General features: G+C 70.3%; 17 protein-coding genes. 10 read left to right on the top strand and 7 right to left on the bottom strand.

Features of this window, described 5'->3' with window-relative positions; all coding sequences use genetic code 11:
• The first annotated feature begins 2 nt into the window (after positions 1–2).
• The 7 genes from ACIBG8_RS48025 (at position 3) to ACIBG8_RS47995 (ending at position 6,325) form a co-directional block, all read left to right on the top strand.
• Positions 3–806, top strand: coding sequence for a DUF692 domain-containing protein (locus tag ACIBG8_RS48025; RefSeq protein ID WP_397350023.1), 804 nt, complete (start codon positions 3–5; stop codon positions 804–806).
• Positions 807–1,208 carry a hypothetical protein gene (locus ACIBG8_RS48020; RefSeq protein ID WP_397350022.1) on the top strand — a complete coding sequence of 134 codons (402 nt, stop codon included), beginning with the start codon at positions 807–809 and terminating at the stop codon, positions 1,206–1,208.
• The gene (locus ACIBG8_RS48015; RefSeq protein ID WP_397350021.1) at positions 1,186–2,019 is read left to right on the top strand and encodes a hypothetical protein; all 834 of its coding nucleotides are present in this window, start codon (positions 1,186–1,188) and stop codon (positions 2,017–2,019) included. Before ACIBG8_RS48020 ends, ACIBG8_RS48015 begins: the two co-directional genes overlap by 23 nt.
• A 9-nt stretch (positions 2,020–2,028) precedes the next feature.
• Entirely contained in the window at positions 2,029–2,850 is an 822-nt protein-coding gene (locus ACIBG8_RS48010; protein ID WP_397350020.1) for an amidohydrolase family protein, read from the top strand.
• A gap of 617 nt (positions 2,851–3,467) precedes the next feature.
• Complete coding sequence (locus ACIBG8_RS48005; RefSeq protein ID WP_397350019.1) at positions 3,468–3,956, top strand: hypothetical protein; 489 nt, start codon at positions 3,468–3,470, stop codon at positions 3,954–3,956.
• A 38-nt stretch (positions 3,957–3,994) separates the two neighbouring features.
• The gene (locus ACIBG8_RS48000) at positions 3,995–4,759 is read left to right on the top strand and encodes an isoprenyl transferase (protein ID WP_397350018.1); all 765 of its coding nucleotides are present in this window, start codon (positions 3,995–3,997) and stop codon (positions 4,757–4,759) included.
• Positions 4,760–5,005: 246 nt separating this feature from the next.
• A complete protein-coding gene (locus ACIBG8_RS47995) occupies positions 5,006–6,325 on the top strand; it encodes a PhoH family protein (protein WP_397350017.1) in 1,320 nt (439 codons plus the stop codon).
• Positions 6,326–6,346: 21 nt separating this feature from the next.
• Here ACIBG8_RS47995 and ACIBG8_RS47990 read toward each other — a convergent pair whose 3' ends face one another.
• Genes ACIBG8_RS47990 through ACIBG8_RS47980 form a run of 3 tightly spaced genes read right to left on the bottom strand, consistent with a single transcriptional unit; the run spans position 6,347 to position 8,933 of the window.
• Complete coding sequence (locus ACIBG8_RS47990; protein WP_397350016.1) at positions 6,347–6,847, bottom strand: hypothetical protein; 501 nt, start codon at positions 6,845–6,847, stop codon at positions 6,347–6,349.
• Positions 6,844–8,259, bottom strand: coding sequence for an ATP-binding protein (locus ACIBG8_RS47985; RefSeq protein ID WP_397350015.1), 1,416 nt, complete (start codon positions 8,257–8,259; stop codon positions 6,844–6,846). Before ACIBG8_RS47985 ends, ACIBG8_RS47990 begins: the two co-directional genes overlap by 4 nt.
• Positions 8,259–8,933 carry a response regulator gene (locus ACIBG8_RS47980; RefSeq protein WP_397350014.1) on the bottom strand — a complete coding sequence of 225 codons (675 nt, stop codon included), beginning with the start codon at positions 8,931–8,933 and terminating at the stop codon, positions 8,259–8,261. The genes ACIBG8_RS47985 and ACIBG8_RS47980 overlap by 1 nt, the downstream gene beginning before the upstream one ends.
• Before the next feature lie 310 nt (positions 8,934–9,243).
• Here ACIBG8_RS47980 and ACIBG8_RS47975 point away from each other — a divergent pair, with 310 nt between their 5' ends.
• A complete protein-coding gene (locus ACIBG8_RS47975; RefSeq protein WP_397350013.1) occupies positions 9,244–9,882 on the top strand; it encodes a lytic transglycosylase domain-containing protein in 639 nt (212 codons plus the stop codon).
• Positions 9,883–9,943: 61 nt separating this feature from the next.
• On the top strand, positions 9,944–11,938 hold the full coding sequence (locus ACIBG8_RS47970; protein WP_397350012.1) for a glycosyltransferase family 2 protein: 1,995 nt from the start codon (positions 9,944–9,946) through the stop codon (positions 11,936–11,938).
• Here the strand turns inward: ACIBG8_RS47970 and ACIBG8_RS47965 are convergent.
• Both ACIBG8_RS47965 and ACIBG8_RS47960 read right to left on the bottom strand, forming a co-directional pair.
• Complete coding sequence (locus tag ACIBG8_RS47965) at positions 11,928–12,920, bottom strand: alpha/beta fold hydrolase (RefSeq protein ID WP_397350011.1); 993 nt, start codon at positions 12,918–12,920, stop codon at positions 11,928–11,930. The genes ACIBG8_RS47970 and ACIBG8_RS47965 overlap by 11 nt on opposite strands.
• Positions 12,917–14,200 (bottom strand): MFS transporter, encoded by a 1,284-nt coding sequence (locus ACIBG8_RS47960; RefSeq protein ID WP_397350010.1) that lies wholly within the window; start codon positions 14,198–14,200, stop codon positions 12,917–12,919. The genes ACIBG8_RS47965 and ACIBG8_RS47960 overlap by 4 nt, the downstream gene beginning before the upstream one ends.
• 141 nt (positions 14,201–14,341) lie before the next feature.
• On the opposite strand from ACIBG8_RS47960, the gene ACIBG8_RS47955 reads away from it, so the two are divergent.
• Complete coding sequence (locus tag ACIBG8_RS47955; RefSeq protein ID WP_397350009.1) at positions 14,342–15,136, top strand: YhjD/YihY/BrkB family envelope integrity protein; 795 nt, start codon at positions 14,342–14,344, stop codon at positions 15,134–15,136.
• Here ACIBG8_RS47955 and ACIBG8_RS47950 read toward each other — a convergent pair.
• Complete coding sequence (locus ACIBG8_RS47950) at positions 15,105–16,958, bottom strand: helix-turn-helix domain-containing protein (RefSeq protein ID WP_397350008.1); 1,854 nt, start codon at positions 16,956–16,958, stop codon at positions 15,105–15,107. The genes ACIBG8_RS47955 and ACIBG8_RS47950 overlap by 32 nt on opposite strands.
• Positions 16,955–17,701 (bottom strand): 3-hydroxybutyrate dehydrogenase, encoded by a 747-nt coding sequence (locus tag ACIBG8_RS47945; RefSeq protein WP_397350007.1) that lies wholly within the window; start codon positions 17,699–17,701, stop codon positions 16,955–16,957. Before ACIBG8_RS47945 ends, ACIBG8_RS47950 begins: the two co-directional genes overlap by 4 nt.
• Positions 17,702–17,770: the final 69 nt, after the last annotated feature.

Raw genomic sequence — 17,770 nt, 5'->3', positions numbered from 1 at the left:
GCGTGATCGAGCTGGGTGTCGGCATCGGCTGGCGCGCGGAGATCGACCTCACCGTCGAACGCATGGACGGCGTCGACTTCGTCGAGGTGATCGCCGAGAACGTACGGCCGGAGCGGCTGCCGGAGTCGCTCAGGGTGTTGCGCGGGCGCGGCGTCCCGGTGGTGCCGCACGGGGTCGGCCTGGGCATCGGCGGCGCCGACCGGCCCGATCCCGGACGGCTCGCGCACCTGGCCGCGTGCGCCGAGGCGCTCCAGGCGCCGCTGGTCAGCGAGCACCTGGCGTTCGTGCGCGCTGGTGGCGTCGAGGCGGGGCACCTGCTGCCCGTCCCGCGCACCAGGAAGGCGCTCGACGTCATCACGGAGAACGTGAAGCGGGCGCAGGACGCGCTGCCCGTGCCGCTGGCGCTGGAGAACGTGGCGGCCATCTTCGGCTGGCCGGAGGACGAGCTGACGGACGGCGAGTTCCTGCGCGAGCTGGTCGACAGGACCGGGGTGCTGCTCCTGGTGGACGTCGCCAACCTCTACACCAACCAGGTCAACCTGGGGCTTTCCGCCGTAGCCGCGCTGGACGAGCTGCCGCTGTCGGAGCTGGCCTACGTGCACGTCGCCGGGGGGTACGAGAGCCACGGGATCTGGCACGACACCCACACCACGAGCGTGCCGGCCGAGGTGCTCGACATCCTGTCCGAGCTCTGCGCGCGGGTCACGCCGCCGGGGGTGCTGCTGGAGTGGGACGACGAGTACCCCAGCGACGCGGCACTGACAGGGGAGCTGGACCGGGTCAGGACCGCCATGAAGGCGGGCTGAATGTCCGTCGAGGAGTCTCGGAAAGAGCTCGCCGAGGCGCAGGAGCGGCTCGTCGCGGCGCTCGTCGCCGGGGCCGAGAGCCCGCCGGGGTTCTCGCCCGAGCGGATCAGGGTCCAGGCGGCCAGCCTCGTCGCCAAGCGCCGGGGCATCGTGGCCAGGCTCAGGCCAGACGCGGCCCTGGCAGCGGGTGCCGACCTGGCCACCGAGTTCGCCCTCTACGCCGCGGCCAGGACGGCCCCGCCGACCGGCTACCGCGCGGACGCCGACGACTTCGCCGCATGGCTCCAGGCGAAGGGCCGCATGCGGCCTCCGCCCCCGCCCCAGGGCCGGATCCGGCGGTTCGCTGATACCGTAACAAGCGCTTGGAAGGGAGCGCGGCGTGCGGATCGTGAACATGGGTGAATGGCCGCTGAGCGAGGACTTGCACGAGCCAGGCCCGGAACTTCTCTGGAACGAATCCCTCTACCTCGACTTCGCCACGGAAGACGGCACGCTGGGCGGATACGTCCGCCTCGGCCTCTACCCCAACTGGGAGAGAGCCTGGGTCTGGGCCTGCGTCGTCGGCGAGGGCAGGCAGCTCACGATGGTCGCGGACAACCACGCGCCCCTCGACCAGCAGGCCTTGACCGTACGGACCGTCAAGCCGTTCGAGGCCGTCCGGGTCACCGTGGAGGAGCTCGGCCTCGACCTGGAGTGGCGCAGCACGCACGGCGTCTACGGCTACTCGCTGGTGCCGCGGTACGAGATCCCCTGCGAGGTCAGCGGTGTCGTCGGCGGCCGGCCGTTCGAGGGGTACGGCGAGCGGGACCACAGCTGGGGCGTGCGCGACTGGTGGTCCACGTCGTGGCTCTGGAGCAGCGGCAGGCTGGGGGACGGCACGTTCCTGCACGGGATGCAGGCCAACGTCGGCATGGCCCTGCCCTGGCCCGCCTTCGTCGCCAAGGACGCGCTGCACCACGCGGTGGACTTCACGGCCGCGAGCACCTTCGCCGAGGACGGGCTGCCGTCAGGGGCGACGCTGAACCTCCCCGGCATGCGCACCACCGTGACGCCGCTGCACTGGGCGCCGGTGACGCTCGTGTCCGAGGACGGCAGGACGGCGGAGTTCCCTCGTGCGTTGTGCCGGTTCACGGCCGAGGACGGCAGGCAGGGGTACGGCTGGACAGAATGGCATCAGCCGCCGGGGTGGCGCAGGCACCGGTGGACATCCTAGGTTTGGGCCGTGATCGTCGACGCCCACCAACACTTCTGGAACATCGAGACGGGGTCGTACCCGTGGCTCACGCCGGACCTCGGTGTCCTCTACCGCACGTACGGACCTGACGACCTGGCGCCCGAGCTGGCTGCGGCGGGGGTGGACAGGACCGTGCTGGTCCAGGCCGCGGACAGTTATGCGGACACCGAGTCGATGCTGGCCATCGCGGACGCGCACCCGTTCGTGGCGGGGGTGGTGGGGTGGGTGCCGCTGACCCGGCCGTCCGAGGTGGCTGAGGCGTTGGACGGCAGACATCCGAAGTTTGTGGGGGTCAGGCATCTGATCCACGACGAGCCCGACCCTGACTGGCTGGCTCAGCCTTCGGTGTTCTCGTCGCTGGAGTTGCTGGCGGAGCGCGGGCTGACCTTTGACGCGGTGAGCGCGTTGCCGCGGCACATGGAGCACGTGCTTTCCATCGCGGAGCGCCTGCCGGGGTTGAAGATCGTCATCGATCACCTCTCGAAGCCCGCGATCAAGGCGGGTGCGTGGGAGCCGTGGTCCTCCCAGCTCGCGGCGGCGGCTGCTCTTCCCAACGTGTACGCCAAGGTGTCCGGGCTGGTGACGGAGGCCGACCACGAGAACTGGACGGTCGAGGACCTGCGGCCGTATGTGGAGCACGCTGTGGAGCTCTTCGGGCCTGACCGGCTGATGTTCGGCAGCGACTGGCCGGTCTCGCTGCTGGCCGCCGACTACCAGACGGTGTGGAACGTCATGGGCGCTCTCCTGGGCTCGACCGACCGCGAGAAGGTCTTCGGCACCACCGCCGCCCACTTCTACGGCCTCACATAACCCCACCCCCGCCGGGCTTCGCGACCTCACGGGCTTCGCGACCTCACGGGCTTCGCGACCTCACGGGCTTCGCGACCTCACGGGCTTCGCGACCTCACGGGCTTCGCGACCTCGCGGGCTTCGCGACCTCGCGGGCTTCGCGACCTCGCGGGCTTCGCGACCTCGCGGGCTTCGCGACCTCGCGGGCTTCGCGACCTCGCGGGCCTCGCGACCTCACGGGCCTCGCGACCTCACGGGCTGATGTCCCTTGGAGATTGGGACGCTTCAGGGGTTTTGGGGCCTCCCGAGGCGCGGCCCCTTGTGGGGCGCGACCCACAAGACCCACAAAACCTCGCGATCACTGGGGTTCACGATCCCCTTGAGAGCGGGGTCTCTTGGAGGTTGGGGTCTTTTGGGGCTTTGGGGGTGGGGTCTTTCGGGGTGCGGGGGTGGGGGGTTCTCTGGGCCCTTGGCTTTGGGGGAGCCGGGGGCTGTGGGGAAATGCGTGGGGGGTGGTGGGCGTTTCTGCGGTTTTAACTGACTTTCTGCCGGATACCCTCTCTGGGGTGGGGGGACTACGTTGCGTTGATGGTTCATATCTGACCGTTACGCCGGTTGCGTGCACGGACAGTGTCGGCATGCCGTACGAGATCACCCTCGAACTGCACCGGGACGGCACCCCGTACGGCCTCGTGGGAGAGCGGTGCGGGTGGTTTCTCGCCAGGCTCGCCCGCGGCGTGGACGAGGCCAGGGCGGGCCGAGGCGAGGCGGGACTCTGGCCCGACCCGGAAGACCGCTTCCCCGACGACGAGCCCGACAGCGAGCTCTTCGCCTTCCGCTACCGCACCCGCTCCGGCGCCGTCGGCGGTGGCGAGCTGCGCTGCCAGCTCAGGACCATCCCCCTCTGGGTCCCGGGCCAGGACAGCTGCGGCGAGTGGCGGGTGACCCGCAGGGCCTACCTGGAGGCCTGGGGCGCGACCGGCGTCGGCATGCGGGCCGTCCTCACCTCTTCCGAGCTCTCCAGGTTCGTGCAAGGTCTGGTCAGCGAGGCGGAAGGGTGCCTGGGCGGCAGGGATCTGGGACGTAATCCCGTTGAGGGGGCGGGCAGCGCGGAAAGACGGCGATAATGGCCAGTTAGGTCATACTTCCGCTGTGAGGGGGCTCCGTGGGCCTGCGCGATCTGGTCTACCGGCTGTACGAGCACCGGTTGGAGGCCAAGCTCTCCAAGGAGGACAGCATCCCCCGGCACGTCGGGGTCATCGTCGACGGCAACCGCCGCTGGGCGCGTTCGATGGGCCTCGACGACGTCAGCCGTGGCCATCGCAAGGGCGCTGACAAGATCTCCGAGCTGCTCGGCTGGTGCCGCGAGGCCGGCGTGGAGGTCGTCACGGTCTGGCTGCTGTCGAGCGACAACCTCTCCCGCCCCAAGGACGAGCTGGAACCGCTGATGCGGATCATCGAGGCGCTGGTCCAGGAGCTGGTGGAGGAGGGGTGGCGGGTCAGCCCTGTGGGGGCGCTCGACCTTCTGCCGGACAGGACGGCGAATGTCCTGAAAAATGCAAAAGAAGTCACGTCACAACGTCCAGGTCTGATTGTGAACGTTGCAGTTGGGTATGGAGGAAGACGTGAGATTGCCGATGCGGTGCGCTCACTCCTTCAGGAGCACGCAAGCAAGGGGGCGAGCATCGAGGACCTCGTGGAGGTACTCGATGTGGAGCACATCGCCGAGCATCTCTACACTCGCGGCCAGCCCGACCCTGATCTGCTCATCAGGACCTCTGGCGAACAACGTCTGTCAGGTTTCATGCTCTGGCAGAGCGCGCACTCGGAGTTCTACTTCTGCGAGGCCTACTGGCCTGACTTCCGCAGGGTCGACTTCCTGCGCGCGCTGCGCGACTACGCCGCGAGACATCGACGTTACGGCTCCTGAAAGGCCACGTGAACGCCCCCTTTCGGTCAGGCTTAGGGCCTGGAGATGGGGGCATTCAGTACGTAACGTTGGCAGTGTCCGGCCACAGGCCGGACGCTCCGGAGAGGGCCCGCCTTTGCGCTTCGACCTGCTGAGGGGGGCCGGACCCCGGCGCCTCGTGCATGTCGTGCACGCAGGTGCGGGTCCGGTCCGAATCCCACCTCGTCTGCAGGGCGCCCACCCCCACGGGTGCCCGGGGGAGAACGTGTGGCAGTGTCCTCGATCAACCCGTCGCCCAACTCCAGCAAGCGCACTTATGTGCTGGACACCTCGGTCCTGCTAGCCGACCCGGCGGCAATGACCCGCTTCGCGGAGCATGAGGTAGTCCTCCCGATCGTCGTGATCACGGAGCTGGAGGGGAAGCGGCATCACCCAGAACTTGGCTACTTCGCACGCAAGGCACTCAGATACCTCGACGACCTGCGCATCCAGTACGGCAGGCTGGACGAGCCGATGCCCACCGGCGAAGGAACCATCAGGGTTGAGCTCAATCACAGCGATCCGTCGATCCTGCCTGTCGGTTTCAGGCTCGGAGACAACGACACCCGCATCCTGACAGTGGCGCGCTCACTGGCGGCCGAAGGTTGCGACGTCGTGCTGGTCTCCAAGGATCTGCCGCTGCGCGTCAAGGCGGCCTCGATCGGGCTGACAGCGGAGGAATACCGCGCCGAGCTCGTCATCGAGTCAGGCTGGACGGGTACGGCCGAGCTGCAGGTGACGACGGAGGACGTCGAGACCCTGTTCGAGCACGGAGTCACCGAGCTGGAAGAGGCCAGGGAACTGCCCACGCACACCGGACTGCGGCTGCTGTCGAGCAAGGGCTCGGCGCTCGGCCGCGTGCTCCCCGACAAGTCGGTCAAGCTCGTGCGCGGCGACCGAGAGGCGTTCGGTCTGCACGGCCGTTCAGCCGAGCAGCGCATCGCGCTCGAACTGCTCATGGACCCCGAGATCGGCATCATCTCGCTCGGCGGGCGGGCGGGTACCGGCAAGTCCGCGCTGGCCCTCTGCGCGGGCCTGGAGGCCGTCCTGGAGCGCCGCCAGCACCGCAAGGTCATCGTCTTCCGCCCCCTGTACGCCGTGGGCGGCCAGGAGCTGGGATACCTGCCGGGTTCCGAGGGCGAGAAGATGGGCCCCTGGGCGCAGGCCGTCTACGACACCCTCGGCGCGGTGACGTCGCCCGAGGTGATCGAGGAGGTGCTCGAGCGCGGCATGCTCGAGGTCCTGCCGCTCACCCACATCAGGGGGCGCTCGCTGCACGACGCCTTCGTGATCGTGGACGAGGCGCAGTCGCTGGAGCGCGGGGTGCTCCTGACGGTCCTGAGCCGGATCGGCGCCAACTCCAGGGTCGTGCTCACCCACGACATCGCCCAGCGTGACAACCTGCGGGTCGGCAGGCACGACGGCGTGGTCGCGGTGGTGGAGAAGCTCAAGGGCCACCCGCTGTTCGCGCACATCACGCTGACCAGGTCGGAGCGCTCGCCGATCGCGGCGCTGGTGACCGAGATGCTGGAGGACATCACGATGTAGCCGGGCGGGAGGGGAGCACCGTCACTGCAGCTCCTTGCAGTTGTTGCTCCCCTCCGACCGGTCGGGCCCGTTGTCCGAGATCCGGACGATCTTCACTCTGTCGATCTTGGAGTCCTGCTGGGCCGTACAGACGATCTGGGCCTTGGCCAGGCGGGTGAGCTTGCTCTCTCCCTTGATGTAGACCGTGAGCGTCTCGGTCCTGGGCAGGCTGTCCGGGTCGCGCGGCGCGCGCTCGGTGTAGGTGCGGTCGAGGGTGAAGCCGCGCAGGTGGGTCGAGGTCTCGTCGTCGGGCATCGGCTCCTTGGAGGCGTCGAACAGCTTCGCCAGCAGGCCCTCGACGTGGTCCTTGGGCGTGCTGACCGGCACGTCCTCCAGCCTGCCGCGCTTGACCAGCCAGATGTGCGTGGACGGCGGCTGCATCGTGACCACGGGCGGCGGCGCCTTCTCGACCGCCGAGTTGGGGGTGATGCCGCACCCCGTGACCAGCGCGGCCAGGGCGATCGGCGTGCTCCATCGCCTCACCGGTGCGGCAGCCAGACCGTGAAGAGGGTGCCGGGCCGCTGCTGGCGCACCGAGATCGAACCGCCGTGCAGCTGGGCGTTGGACCGCGCGATGGACAGGCCGAGCCCGCTGCCCTGGCTGCGCTCCCTGCCGGTGCCCGCCTTGAAGAAGCGGTCGAAGACGTGGTTCATCGCTTCCATCGGGATGCCCTTCCCGTAGTCGCGCACCTTCACCTCCAGCCCGTTCTGCGTGCGCCTGGCCGCCACGACCACCGGCGGGGCGCCGTGCTTGAGCGCGTTGCCCACCAGGTTGGCGAGGATCACGTCGAACCTGCGCGGGTCGAGGATGAACTCCATGTTCTGCTGGACGTTCACCTTCACCCGGCCGGTCCAGCCGCGCACCTCCAGGCAGTCGGAGATGGTCTCGGCCACGTTGACCCGCTCGACGTTCAGCGTCGCCGTACCCGCGTCGAACCTGCTCACCTCGATGAGGTGCTCGACCAGCTCGCGCAGCCGTTCCACCTCGTGCAGAACCAGCCGTACGGCCTGAGCCGGTGCGTCGGGCAGCCGCTCGGCCTCCTCGGACAGCATGTCCGCCACCGCGGTCATCGCCGTCAGCGGGGTGCGCAGCTCGTGCGACACGTCGGCGACGAACCTGCGCGACATCGCCTCCAGCGAGCGCAGCTCCGTCACGCTGACCTCCAGCGCGGCCGCCGCGTCGTTGAACCTGGCCGTCAGCTCGGCCAGCTCGTCGTGCCCGTGCACCGGGAGCCTGGTGTCGAGCTCGCCCTTGCCCAGCGCCTGGGCGGCCGCGCTGAGCCGCCTGACCGGCAGCAGGACGCGCCTGGCCGACAGCAGGGCCACGGCCAGGGCGATGACCAGCACCAGCGCGCCGCCCTGGGCCAGCTTGAACCTGAGGTCGGCGAGCTGCGCCTCGTCGTCGCGCAGCGGGAAGAACACGTAGACACGCAGCCCGGTGCGGATCGGCGTCTCCGGCGGCTGGGTGTACACCTCGGCGCCGACGATGAGCCACAGCTCGTCCCTGAGCACGACCCGCTGGGTCGTCAGGTAGCTCTTGGACCTGCCCTGAAGGTCGGCGGGGACGTCGTCGATCGTCAGGGGGTCCATGTTGTAGCCGGGGTCGCCCGCGTCGTTGACGATGGCGACGTACCTGCCCGACCCGTTGAGCGAGCTGGCCAGCTTCTGCATGTCGGCGTGGCTGGGGTCGCTGTCGGTCGCGCTCCGGTAGCCGATGGGGAAGTCGATCCTGGTGAGCTCGCGCGTCACCAGGGCGATGGCCGAGTCCTCCGTCCGCTGGATGAGGGCGGCCTTGGCCAGCTCGTAGCCGATTCCGGCCACGAGTACGGAGGCGGCGACCGCCACCAGGGTGAAGGTGATGACGAGGCGCGCCCTGAACCCGGTGGGCAGGCGCATCACGGGGGGTTGAACCGGTAGCCGAAACCGCGGACGGTGTGGATGAAGACCGGCTCGGCCGGTCTGGGCTCGATCTTGGCCCGCACCCGCTGCACGCACGCGTCGACCAGCCGCGAGTCGGCGACGTGCGTGTGGTCCCAGACGACGCGCAGCAGGTAGCGGCGGTTGAGCACCTGGCCGGGGTGGCGCACCAGCTCCAGCAGCAGCCGCAGCTCGGTGGGCGTCAGATGGATCTCCTTGCTGGCCAGCGTGACCTTCAGCGCGCCCCGGTCGATCATCAGGTCGCCGAAGGCGATGCGGTCGGAGGTCGCGGACTCGACCCGGCGCAGGATCGCGCGGATGCGCGCGTCCAGCACCCGGGGTTCGACCGGTTTGACCACGTAGTCGTCGGCGCCCGCCTCCAGGCCCACGACGACGTCGAGGTCGTCGCCGCGCGCGGTCAGGAGGATCACCGGGAGCTGGTCCAGGCGGCGGATCCTGCGGCACACCTCGACCCCGTCGATCCCGGGGAGCATGACGTCGAGGATCGCGATCTCGGGGCGCCGCGACCGTACGTGGTCGAGCGCCTCTTCCCCGGTCGCGTAGGACGTGACGGAGTGTCCCTGCCGCGTCAGGGCCAGCTCTAGGGCCGTGCGGACGGAGGGGTCGTCTTCGACCAGAAGGATGCCAGCCACGCGCACATTATTCTTCCATGTCGCCAATATCCGTGTTCCGTCATAAAACTGTGACGTGCTGTGGAACATCAAACGACATCCTGGTTACTCCACTCCCTTCGGTCACAGGGGCACGAAGGGGGAATGTGACGGAAATCACACTTTTCCGAAAAGTCCTCTCCAACCTGGCGGTTAGCCAAGGGAACGCCAACCGAATGCCACGTTTCGGTTGCGGACCACCCCCCAGGACAGGGCAAGCTCATTGCTCGTGAGCCCAGGTCCGCAGTTGAGAGAGCGTCCGGCGCCCCCGCGATCGCGGGCGGCTCGCCGGTTGACCCCCAAGCGGGTGGCGATCATCGGCGCGACGGTGGTGATCGTGTTCGGCGGCGGCGGCTTCGTCGCCTACCGCGCGGTCGAGAACGCCAACGCTCCGCGTCCCGAGGGCCTCGACCTGGAGGACTGGGGCAGGATCGCCAACGGCGACCTCTACGCCCCCGACCCGGAGGCCGACCAGCTCAAGGCGGCCGGAGTGGCGGCGGCGAAGAGGAAGCAGCTCGCGGCCGAGCGCAAGGGCGTCGCCGCGCTCGACCCGATCATCATCGAGAAGAAGGGGCCAGGCGGCGACGGCTTCCCGCCCGCCAACTTCCCCGCGGGCAGTGACCCCTCGCCAGGCTCCAACAAGGCCACGGCCAAGGCCATGCTCGCCTCGGCCGGCTTCGGCGCCGACCAGTGGGGCTGCCTCGAAGCGCTCTGGCAGAAGGAGAGCGGCTGGAACGAGCGGGCGATGAACCGTTACTCCGGCGCCTACGGCATCCCGCAGTCGCTGCCGGGCAGCAAGATGGCCAGCGCGGGCGCCGACTGGCAGACCAATGCGGCCACCCAGATCAAGTGGGGCCTGGGTTATATCAAGGGCCGGTACGGCACGCCCTGTGGTGCCTGGGGCCACTCGCAGGCCAAGGGCTGGTACTGACACCACCTGAGATCGGCAAGCCTGCGCGCCCGCGAGCGGGTGACGTCGCACGCTAGGCCGCATGGGTGTGAAGGTCAGCGTGGTCATCAGCGTGCACAACCCCGGTGCCGGCGCAGACGCCTGCATCCGCTCCGTGCTGGAGCAGACGATGCAGGCGGACGCCTACGAGGTGATCTTCGTGGACGACGGGTCCACGGACGGCATCGCGGAACGGCTCGACGCCGTGGCGGCGGTCAGGCAGAACGTCCGGGTCCTGCACCTGCCGCACACCGGCTCGCCCGCCCGCGGGCGCAACGTCGGCATCGCCAGCGCCAAGGGCGAGTACGTCTACCTGCTCGACCAGGGCGACCGGCTGGAGCGGCAGGCGCTGGAGCGGATGTACGAGCGGGCCGTCGAGGCCGACGCCGACGTGCTCATCGGGCGGCTGGTGCGCGACTTCGGCCCGCCGATGTCCTGCTTCACCGCCAACCAGGCGCGGGCCGACATCCTGCGCGACCGGCTGCTCGGCCTGCTCACGCCGCACAAGCTGTACCGGCGCGCGTTCCTGGAGGAGCGCGGGCTCGGCTTCGCCGTACCCGGGGGGCGGGTGGCCGAGCAGGCGTTCTCGGTCCGCGCCTACCTCACGGCCAAGGTCATCGCGGTCGTCGCGGACCAGGTCTGCTGCCATCTGGGCGACACGCCGGACGTGGCGGACGAGCCGCGCCTGGTGGTGGCCGAGGTGCGCGGGCTGCTCAACGTCATCGACGCCTACACCGAGCAGGGGCGCCAGCGGGACCGGATGTACGCCCACTGGTTCCGCTCCGCCGTACTCAAGCCGTTCGTCAGCAACAGGTTCGCCGGGTCGTCCGTGGACCGCGGGGCGATGTTCACCGCCTACCGGGAGCTGGTCGTCGAGCGCTTCCCGCCGCGCCTCGACAGATACCTGCCCGTGCACCTGCGCGCGGTGGCCGCGCTGGTCCGCGCCGGCCGGCTCGACATGCTGACCAGCTTCGCCAACGCCACCAGGCGCAGCTCGCTGCGCGCCGAGCTGCGCGAGGTGAGCTGGGACGCGGGCGTGCTGGTCATGGGGCTGACCGCGGAGATCTTCGAGGGCACCGGTCGGCCCGCGCTGTTCAAGGAGTTCGCCGGCGGGCTGTCGTGGTGCCCGCCGGACTCGGTCGACGCGCGCCTGCTGCCCGAGGAGCTGACCGACGTCACCGACGCGGTCGAGCGGGCCAGGATGGACGTCTACGTCCGGCACACCGAGACCGGCGTCAACTACTTCGCGCCCGTCGCCTTCCGGGTCGAGCGGGTGGCCGAGCGCGGCAAGGTGCGCGTGCAGATCGTCGGCGAGGCGCGCCTCGACGTCGGCAGCGCGGCCCTGGGCGAACCGCTGCGGTCCGGCCAGTGGGAGGTGCACGTCAGGATGTACGGCGGCGCCCACCAGGCCAGGACCAGGGTCAGGCGCCCGGACGGCCCGCTCAACTGCCTGGGCGTGCTGGCCAAGCGCCCGCGCAGGCGCCTGGTGGTGCCCTGCTGGACCGACTCGGGCGAGCTCGGCCTGTGCATCGAGCCGCGCTCGTTCTCCGAGTCGATCGCGCTGGTCTCGCCGGGCGCGAGCGTCATGCGCCGCGACGACCACCTCTACGTCGTCGTGCCCGTGCCCTACGTGCCGCCCAGCGGCGGTCCCGCGCTGGAGCTGGTGCTGCGCACCACCAAGGGCAGGTTGCGCGAGGTGTGCGCGCCCGCGCTCGTCGAGCCTGGGCTGCCGGGCAGGATGGCCGGGCAGCTCGTGGCGAAGGTGCCGGTCAAGCGGCTGCTGCCGGGCAAGGACAGCCTGGGGCCCGGCGCGTGGATGTCGTCACTGCGCACCGAGGAGGAGGAGACCGAGCTGCGGTTCGGGCTGGAGATGCGCGGCAGCAAGGTCGAGGTGTGCCCGTCGGGCGACGTCGACCCCGAGCGGCGCTCGCCGTACGGGCGCGACACGCTGTTGCGGCGCATCGCCCGCCGCGTGCCCGGCGCACGGCACGCCGTACGGCTGGCGCGGGCGGGCAAGCACCGCTACCTCACCGACTGAGATGCGCCTGGAGCGCCTGCTGGAACTCGGCCGGGTACTCCAGGTGCGGGCTGTGGCCGCACTCAGGGAGCACGACCTCGGTGTACGGGCCGTAGCGCTCCAGCACCGCCCTGGTCTGGGTGACCATGGGCTGCGCCGCGGTGCCCGGCGAGCCGGGCACGACGCCGAGCGCGCCCAGGTGGGCCAGGTCGAAGAGGGACGTGTCCGAGACGATCACGTCGTCCGCGCCCCTGATCCACAGGATCGGCGGCTTGACCTCCAGCTCGTGCAGGTCGTCGAGGCGGAAGTGGGTCGGTGCCAGCGCGTTGAGCACGCCGCTCACCCCCGGGCGCACGCCAGGCCAGGCGTCGGAGGAGACGGCGTCGCCCGGGTAGTGGGCCGGGCCGACCCTGGTCGTCAGCATCGACTCGACGTAGAAGTCCTCGTCGGCGACCGGCTTGGCGACGTAGGAGCTGCGGAAGACCGACCTGGGCGAGGTGGGGGCCTCGTCGCCGCGGTCGCCGCCCTGCAGCCTGGCCACGAAGTCGGGGTTGGCCGCCCCCGCGCCTGAACCGGTGCCGTCCTGGTGGGTGAGCCTGCCCTCGGCGCCCTCCGTGCCGCTGTAGCCGTACGGCGAGACCGGGTTGACCAGCGTCACGCTCGCCACGACTGACGGACGGTCGCGCAGCGCCTGGAGCACCACGCCGCCGCCCATGCTCCAGCCGACCAGGTGCACCCGCTCCAGGCCGAGCGCGTCGAGCAGGGCCAGCAGGTCGTCGGAGTAGTCGCGCAGCCCGCGGGTCGCGTCGACCGGCTCCGGGTCGGTCTGGCCGAAGCCGCGCAGGTCGGGGGCGAGGGGGCGGTAGCGCTCGGGGAGCGTCGCCATGGTGTCGCGCCAGAACGCGGCGCTGGAGACGTTGCCGTGCACGAACACGACAGGCTCGCCCTGGTCGTTGCCCGTGGTCAGGACGTTCTGGACGAGCCTGGACGTGGTGACTCTCATACCTTCACTTTCTCCTGCAGAGTGGCGAGGTCGCGACCCCGGGTCTCCTTGACCAGCACCACGGCCAGGATCGTCAGGACCGCGGCGATCGCCAGGTAGATCGAGATCGGCAGGCTGGAGCCCGACGACTTGAGCAGCGCCACCGCGATGAGCGGCGCCGGCGCACCGGCCACGATCGAGGCGAGCTGGTAGCCGACCGAGACGCCGGAGTAGCGCACGTTGGTGCCGAACAGCTCGGTGAAGAAGGCGGCCTGCGGGCCGTACATCGCGCCGTGCAGGACGAGGCCGACGGTCACCGCGATCGTCACGTTGACCGGAGAGCCCGAGTCGACCAGCGGGAAGAACGCGAAGGCCCACAGCCCGACCCCGGCGGCGCCGAAGAGGTAGACCGGCTTGCGCCCGACCCGGTCCGACAGCGCGCCCCACATCGGGATCGTGATCAGGTGCGCGACGGAGGCGACGATCAGGCAGTTGAGCACGAACGACTTGCTCAGCCCGATGGCGGGCGCGGTGGCGTAGGTGATGACGAACGCGGTGATCACGTAGTAGGAGATGTTCTCCACCAGCCGCGCGCCGATCGCGCCAAGCACCTGGCGCCAGTGGAAGCGGAAGACGTCGACGATCGGGAGGCGGGTCTTCTCGCTCGCCTCGAAGACGGGCGGCTCGCTGATCGACATCCTGATCCAGAAGCCGATGAGCACCAGCAGGCCGGACAGCAGGAACGGCACGCGCCAGCCCCACGACAGGAACGCCTCCTCCGACTGCACGCCCGACATGATCGCCAGGACGACGGTCGCCAGCAGGTTGCCGATCGGCACGCCCGCCTGCGGCATCGAGGCCCAGAAGCCGCGCTTGTCCGAGTCGCCGTGCTCGGAGACGATCAGCACCGCACCGCCCCACTCGCCGCCGATCGCCACGCCCTGGATCAGCCGGAGCGCCACGAGCATGACGGGAGCGGCGACGCCGACGCCCTCGTAGGTCGGCAGGACGCCGATCAGGGCGGTGGAGCCGCCCATCATCAGCACGCTGACCACCAGCAGCGTCTTGCGTCCTATGCGGTCGCCGTAGTGACCGAAGATCAGGCCGCCGATCGGGCGGGCGCCGAACCCGAGCGCGAAGGTGAGGAACGAGAGCATCGTGCCGACGAAGGTGTCGGCGGTGGGGAAGAACAGCTTGGGGAAGACCGAGGCGGCCGCGAGGCCGTAGAGGAAGAAGTCGTACCACTCGATGGTGGTGCCGATCATGCTCGCGCCGACGATCTTCTTGAGAGGAGTGGCCATGTCACGCACCTAAAGTCGCGGGGGGTGTGCCGCTCACGCTAAGGAGTGACGGGGGTCACTCATATGGGTCATATCTCCACAGTCTTCGCAGGTGGTATGTCGGTCGGCGCCATCCGGCCCGGCGCTGGTTAGCCTCGACGGGTGAGGTCGATCATGTCGGGCCCGGTGTTGCGTTCCTGGGGGCACGTGCGGCCGACCGAGAGCGCGTTCATCCTGGCCGCCCACCTGTTCCTGTCGGTGTTCCCGCTGCTGCTGGTGATGTCGCTCTTCACGCCGAGGATCGTGGCGGGCATCGGGGAGGTCATGCGGGAGCGGCTCGGGCTGAGCGGGCCGTCGGGCGACGCGGTGCGCGAGCTGATCGGCGGCACCGAGGCGAGCGGGCACGGCTGGGTGACGGTGATCGGCCTGCTGATGGCGCTGGTGTCGGCGACGAGCTTCACCAGGGCGCTGCAGCGCGTCTACGAACGGTCCTGGGAGCTGCCGCCGCTCGGGCTGAAGGGGAGCTGGCGCGGGCTGGTGTGGCTGCTCGGGCTCTTCGCCTACCTGGAGATCCTCTACCTGTCGGTGAGCATGACCTCGGGAGCCGCCTTCCTCAAGCCGCTCCTGGTGCTGGTGTGCGCGTTCCTGCTGTGGTGGTGGACGCCGTACGTGCTGCTCGGCGGGCGGGTGCGGTGGCGCTCGCTGGCGCCCACCGGGGTGATGTCCGCCGTCGCGGTGGTGATCCTCGGTGTGGTCTCGTCGGTCTACATGCCCATCGTGCTCAAGGGCAACGAGGGCAAGTACGGCGCGATCGGCGTCGTCTTCGCGCTGGAGTCGTGGCTGGCCGTGCTCTGCGGCGCGCTGGTCATCTGCGCGATGGTGGGCGCGGTCGGTGCGCGGCTCGACTCACCCCTCGGACGGCTGGTCAGGGGCTGCGACGACTGGCGGCGTCGCTGAGCTTGTGCAGGCGCAGGGCGAGCTGCACCTCCAGGGCGCGCTCCGGCTCCTGCCAGCCGTCGCCGAGGAGCTGGCCGATGCGGTCCAGGCGCTGGGTGACGGTGTTGACGTGGATGTGCATGGCGTCGGCCGTGCGCGAGGGCGAGGAGCCGGAGCCGAAGTAGGCGGCGAGCGTGCGGGCCAGCGCGGTGCCCCGGCGCGCGTCGTAGTCGAGCACGGGGCCGAGCACCGAGTCGACGAAGCCGCCGACGTCCTGGCCCTGGCCGATCAGCAGCCCGACGAAGCCCAGCTCGGCGGCGCTCGCGCCGTCTCCCGCCCGGCCCAGCGCGATCAGCGCCTCCGCGCACCGCTGGGCCTCCCGATGCGCCTCTCCCGCGCGCTCAGGACCCCCTTCGAGTACGGCTGCGCCGGCCGTGGCCGGGGTGCCGAGCGACGCCGTCAGCTCGGCCGCCGTCCGCTGCGCCAGGTGCCCCGGCTTGTCGCCGGGCAGCAGCAGGACCACCTCACTGCCGATGCCCGCCGCCAGTCCGTGGCGCATCGACGCCTGCGAGGACGCCCAGAAGGCGGCCCGCTCGCGCTGGCCGCCGTGCCTGGCGACGATCATGACGTGCGGTTTCGAGAGGTCGACGCCGAGCCTGCGCGCCCGGTCCGTCAGCCCGTCCGGGTCGTCGGCGGCGCGGGAGATCAGGTCGTCGAGCAGCTCGCCGCGCACCCGCCCCTCGGCCTCGGCCACGCTCCTGCGGAACAGCAGCAGCAACGCGCACACCAGCGCCGCCCGCTCCAGGATGCGCTCGTCGGCGTCGTCGCTGCGCAGGATGAGCGTGCACAGCGGCTCCCCGCCGACGTCCACCGACGCGATGAGCAGGTCGCCCCGCCGTACCGTGCGGCCCAGCGCCCTGGAGGCCTGCGCGGCCTCGAACACGCCGGGGTCGAGCTCGCCCAGGTCGCCGGTGATCGCCCTGCCCAGGTCGTCGAGCACGGTCAGCGAGCCGCTCTCGGCGACGACGGCCGCGACGTCCTCGATGCCGCCGCCGCGCAGCACGAGGGACATCATCCGGTCGTGCGCCAGCGCGGCCCGCTCGACCGCGTCGCCGTGCTCACGTACCTTCCTGTGCGCCTCAGACAGCTCCTCCAGCGCGTTCCTGGTCTCCTGGAGCAGGCGGGCGTTGTCGATGGCGACGGCCGCGTGCGCCGCCAGGGAGCCCAGCAGCGCCACCTCCTCCTGGAGGAACGGCCTGGCGCTGCGGTTGGCCGCCATGAGCACGCCGATCACCCGCTGGCCCAGCCGCAGCGGCACCCCGAGGATGGCGACCAGCCCCTCCTCCTGGACGGCCTCGTCGATGTGGTGCTTGTGCTTGAACCTGGCGTCGGCGAAGTAGTCGGCCGTGGCGTACGGCGTGGCCGTCTGCGCCACCAGACCGCCCAGCCCCGCGCCCATCCCCAGCCGGAGCGCACGGAACTTGGCGGAGATCGTGCCGTCGGTGACCCGCATGTAGGTGTCACCCTTTTCCGGGTCGTGCAGCGTCAGGTAGGCGGCGTCGGTGCCGAGCAACTGCCTGGCCCGGTGCACGATGGCCTCCAGGACGGCGTCGAGGTCCCTGAGCGCGGCCAGGTCGCTGGCCGTGTCGTAGAGGGCCGACAGCTCGGCCTCGCGCCTGGCCCTGCGCCTGAGCAGGGCTCTGACCTTGAGCGCCGCGACCTTCGCCTGCTCCAGCTCCTCGATCACCTGCGCGCTCGCGCCCTCGGCCCTGGCCTTGAGCACCGGGCCCTCGAACTCCACGGCCGACGCCTCGCGCGCCAGGAGCTCCAGGTAGACGCTCATCTGGCCGACCAGCCGCCGTCTATGGGCAGGGAGACGCCGGTGATGAACGAGCCGCTCGGGCCGCACAGGTAGGCGACCAGGTCGGCGACCTCCTCGGGCTCGATGAGGCGCTTGACGGCGGCCGGTCTGAGCATGATGTCCTCGACGACCTCGCTCTCGGGGATGCCGTGGCTCCTGGCCTGGTCGGCGATCTGCGCCTCGACGAGGGCGGTCCTGACGTAGGCGGGGTTGACGCAGGTGGAGGTCACGCCGTGCTCGGCGCCCTCCAGCGCGATGACCTTGGACAGGCCTTCGAGTGCGTGCTTGGCCGCCACATAAGCAGACTTGTACGGCGAGGCCCTCAGGCCGTGCACCGAGGAGATGTTGACGAACCTGCCCCAGCCCCTGGCGTACATGCCGGGCAGCGTGTGCCTGGCGATGAGGAACGGCGCCTCGACCATCACCTTGAGGATCCTGGCGAAGATCTCGGGCGGGAAGTCCTCGATCGGCGCCACGTGCTGGAACCCTGCGTTGTTCACCACGATGTCGATCGGCTCGTCGGGGATGCGCTCCACGAACCCGGGATCGCTCAGGTCGGCCGTGACCGCCTGGCCGTGGATCTCCTTGGCCGTCGCCTCCGCCGCCTCCGGGTTCATGTCCACGGCCAGGACACGCGCGCCCTGTTCCGCCAGCCTGACGGCACACGCCCGGCCGATCCCGCTCCCGGCCCCCGTCACCAGCGCCGTGCGCCCGGTCAGCTCCATGCCACGGACCCTAACTCCTGCTCACGGATCACGGCATAGCACCTCCCCACATAGCGGTCTTACCGCCTA

Origin of the sequence: Nonomuraea sp. NPDC050556 (assembly GCF_044457355.1) — a bacterium.
GTDB lineage: Bacteria > Actinomycetota > Actinomycetes > Streptosporangiales > Streptosporangiaceae > Nonomuraea.
The sequence above is the reverse complement of the archived record's forward strand: the minus strand, read 5'-3'. Positions and strand labels throughout refer to the sequence as shown.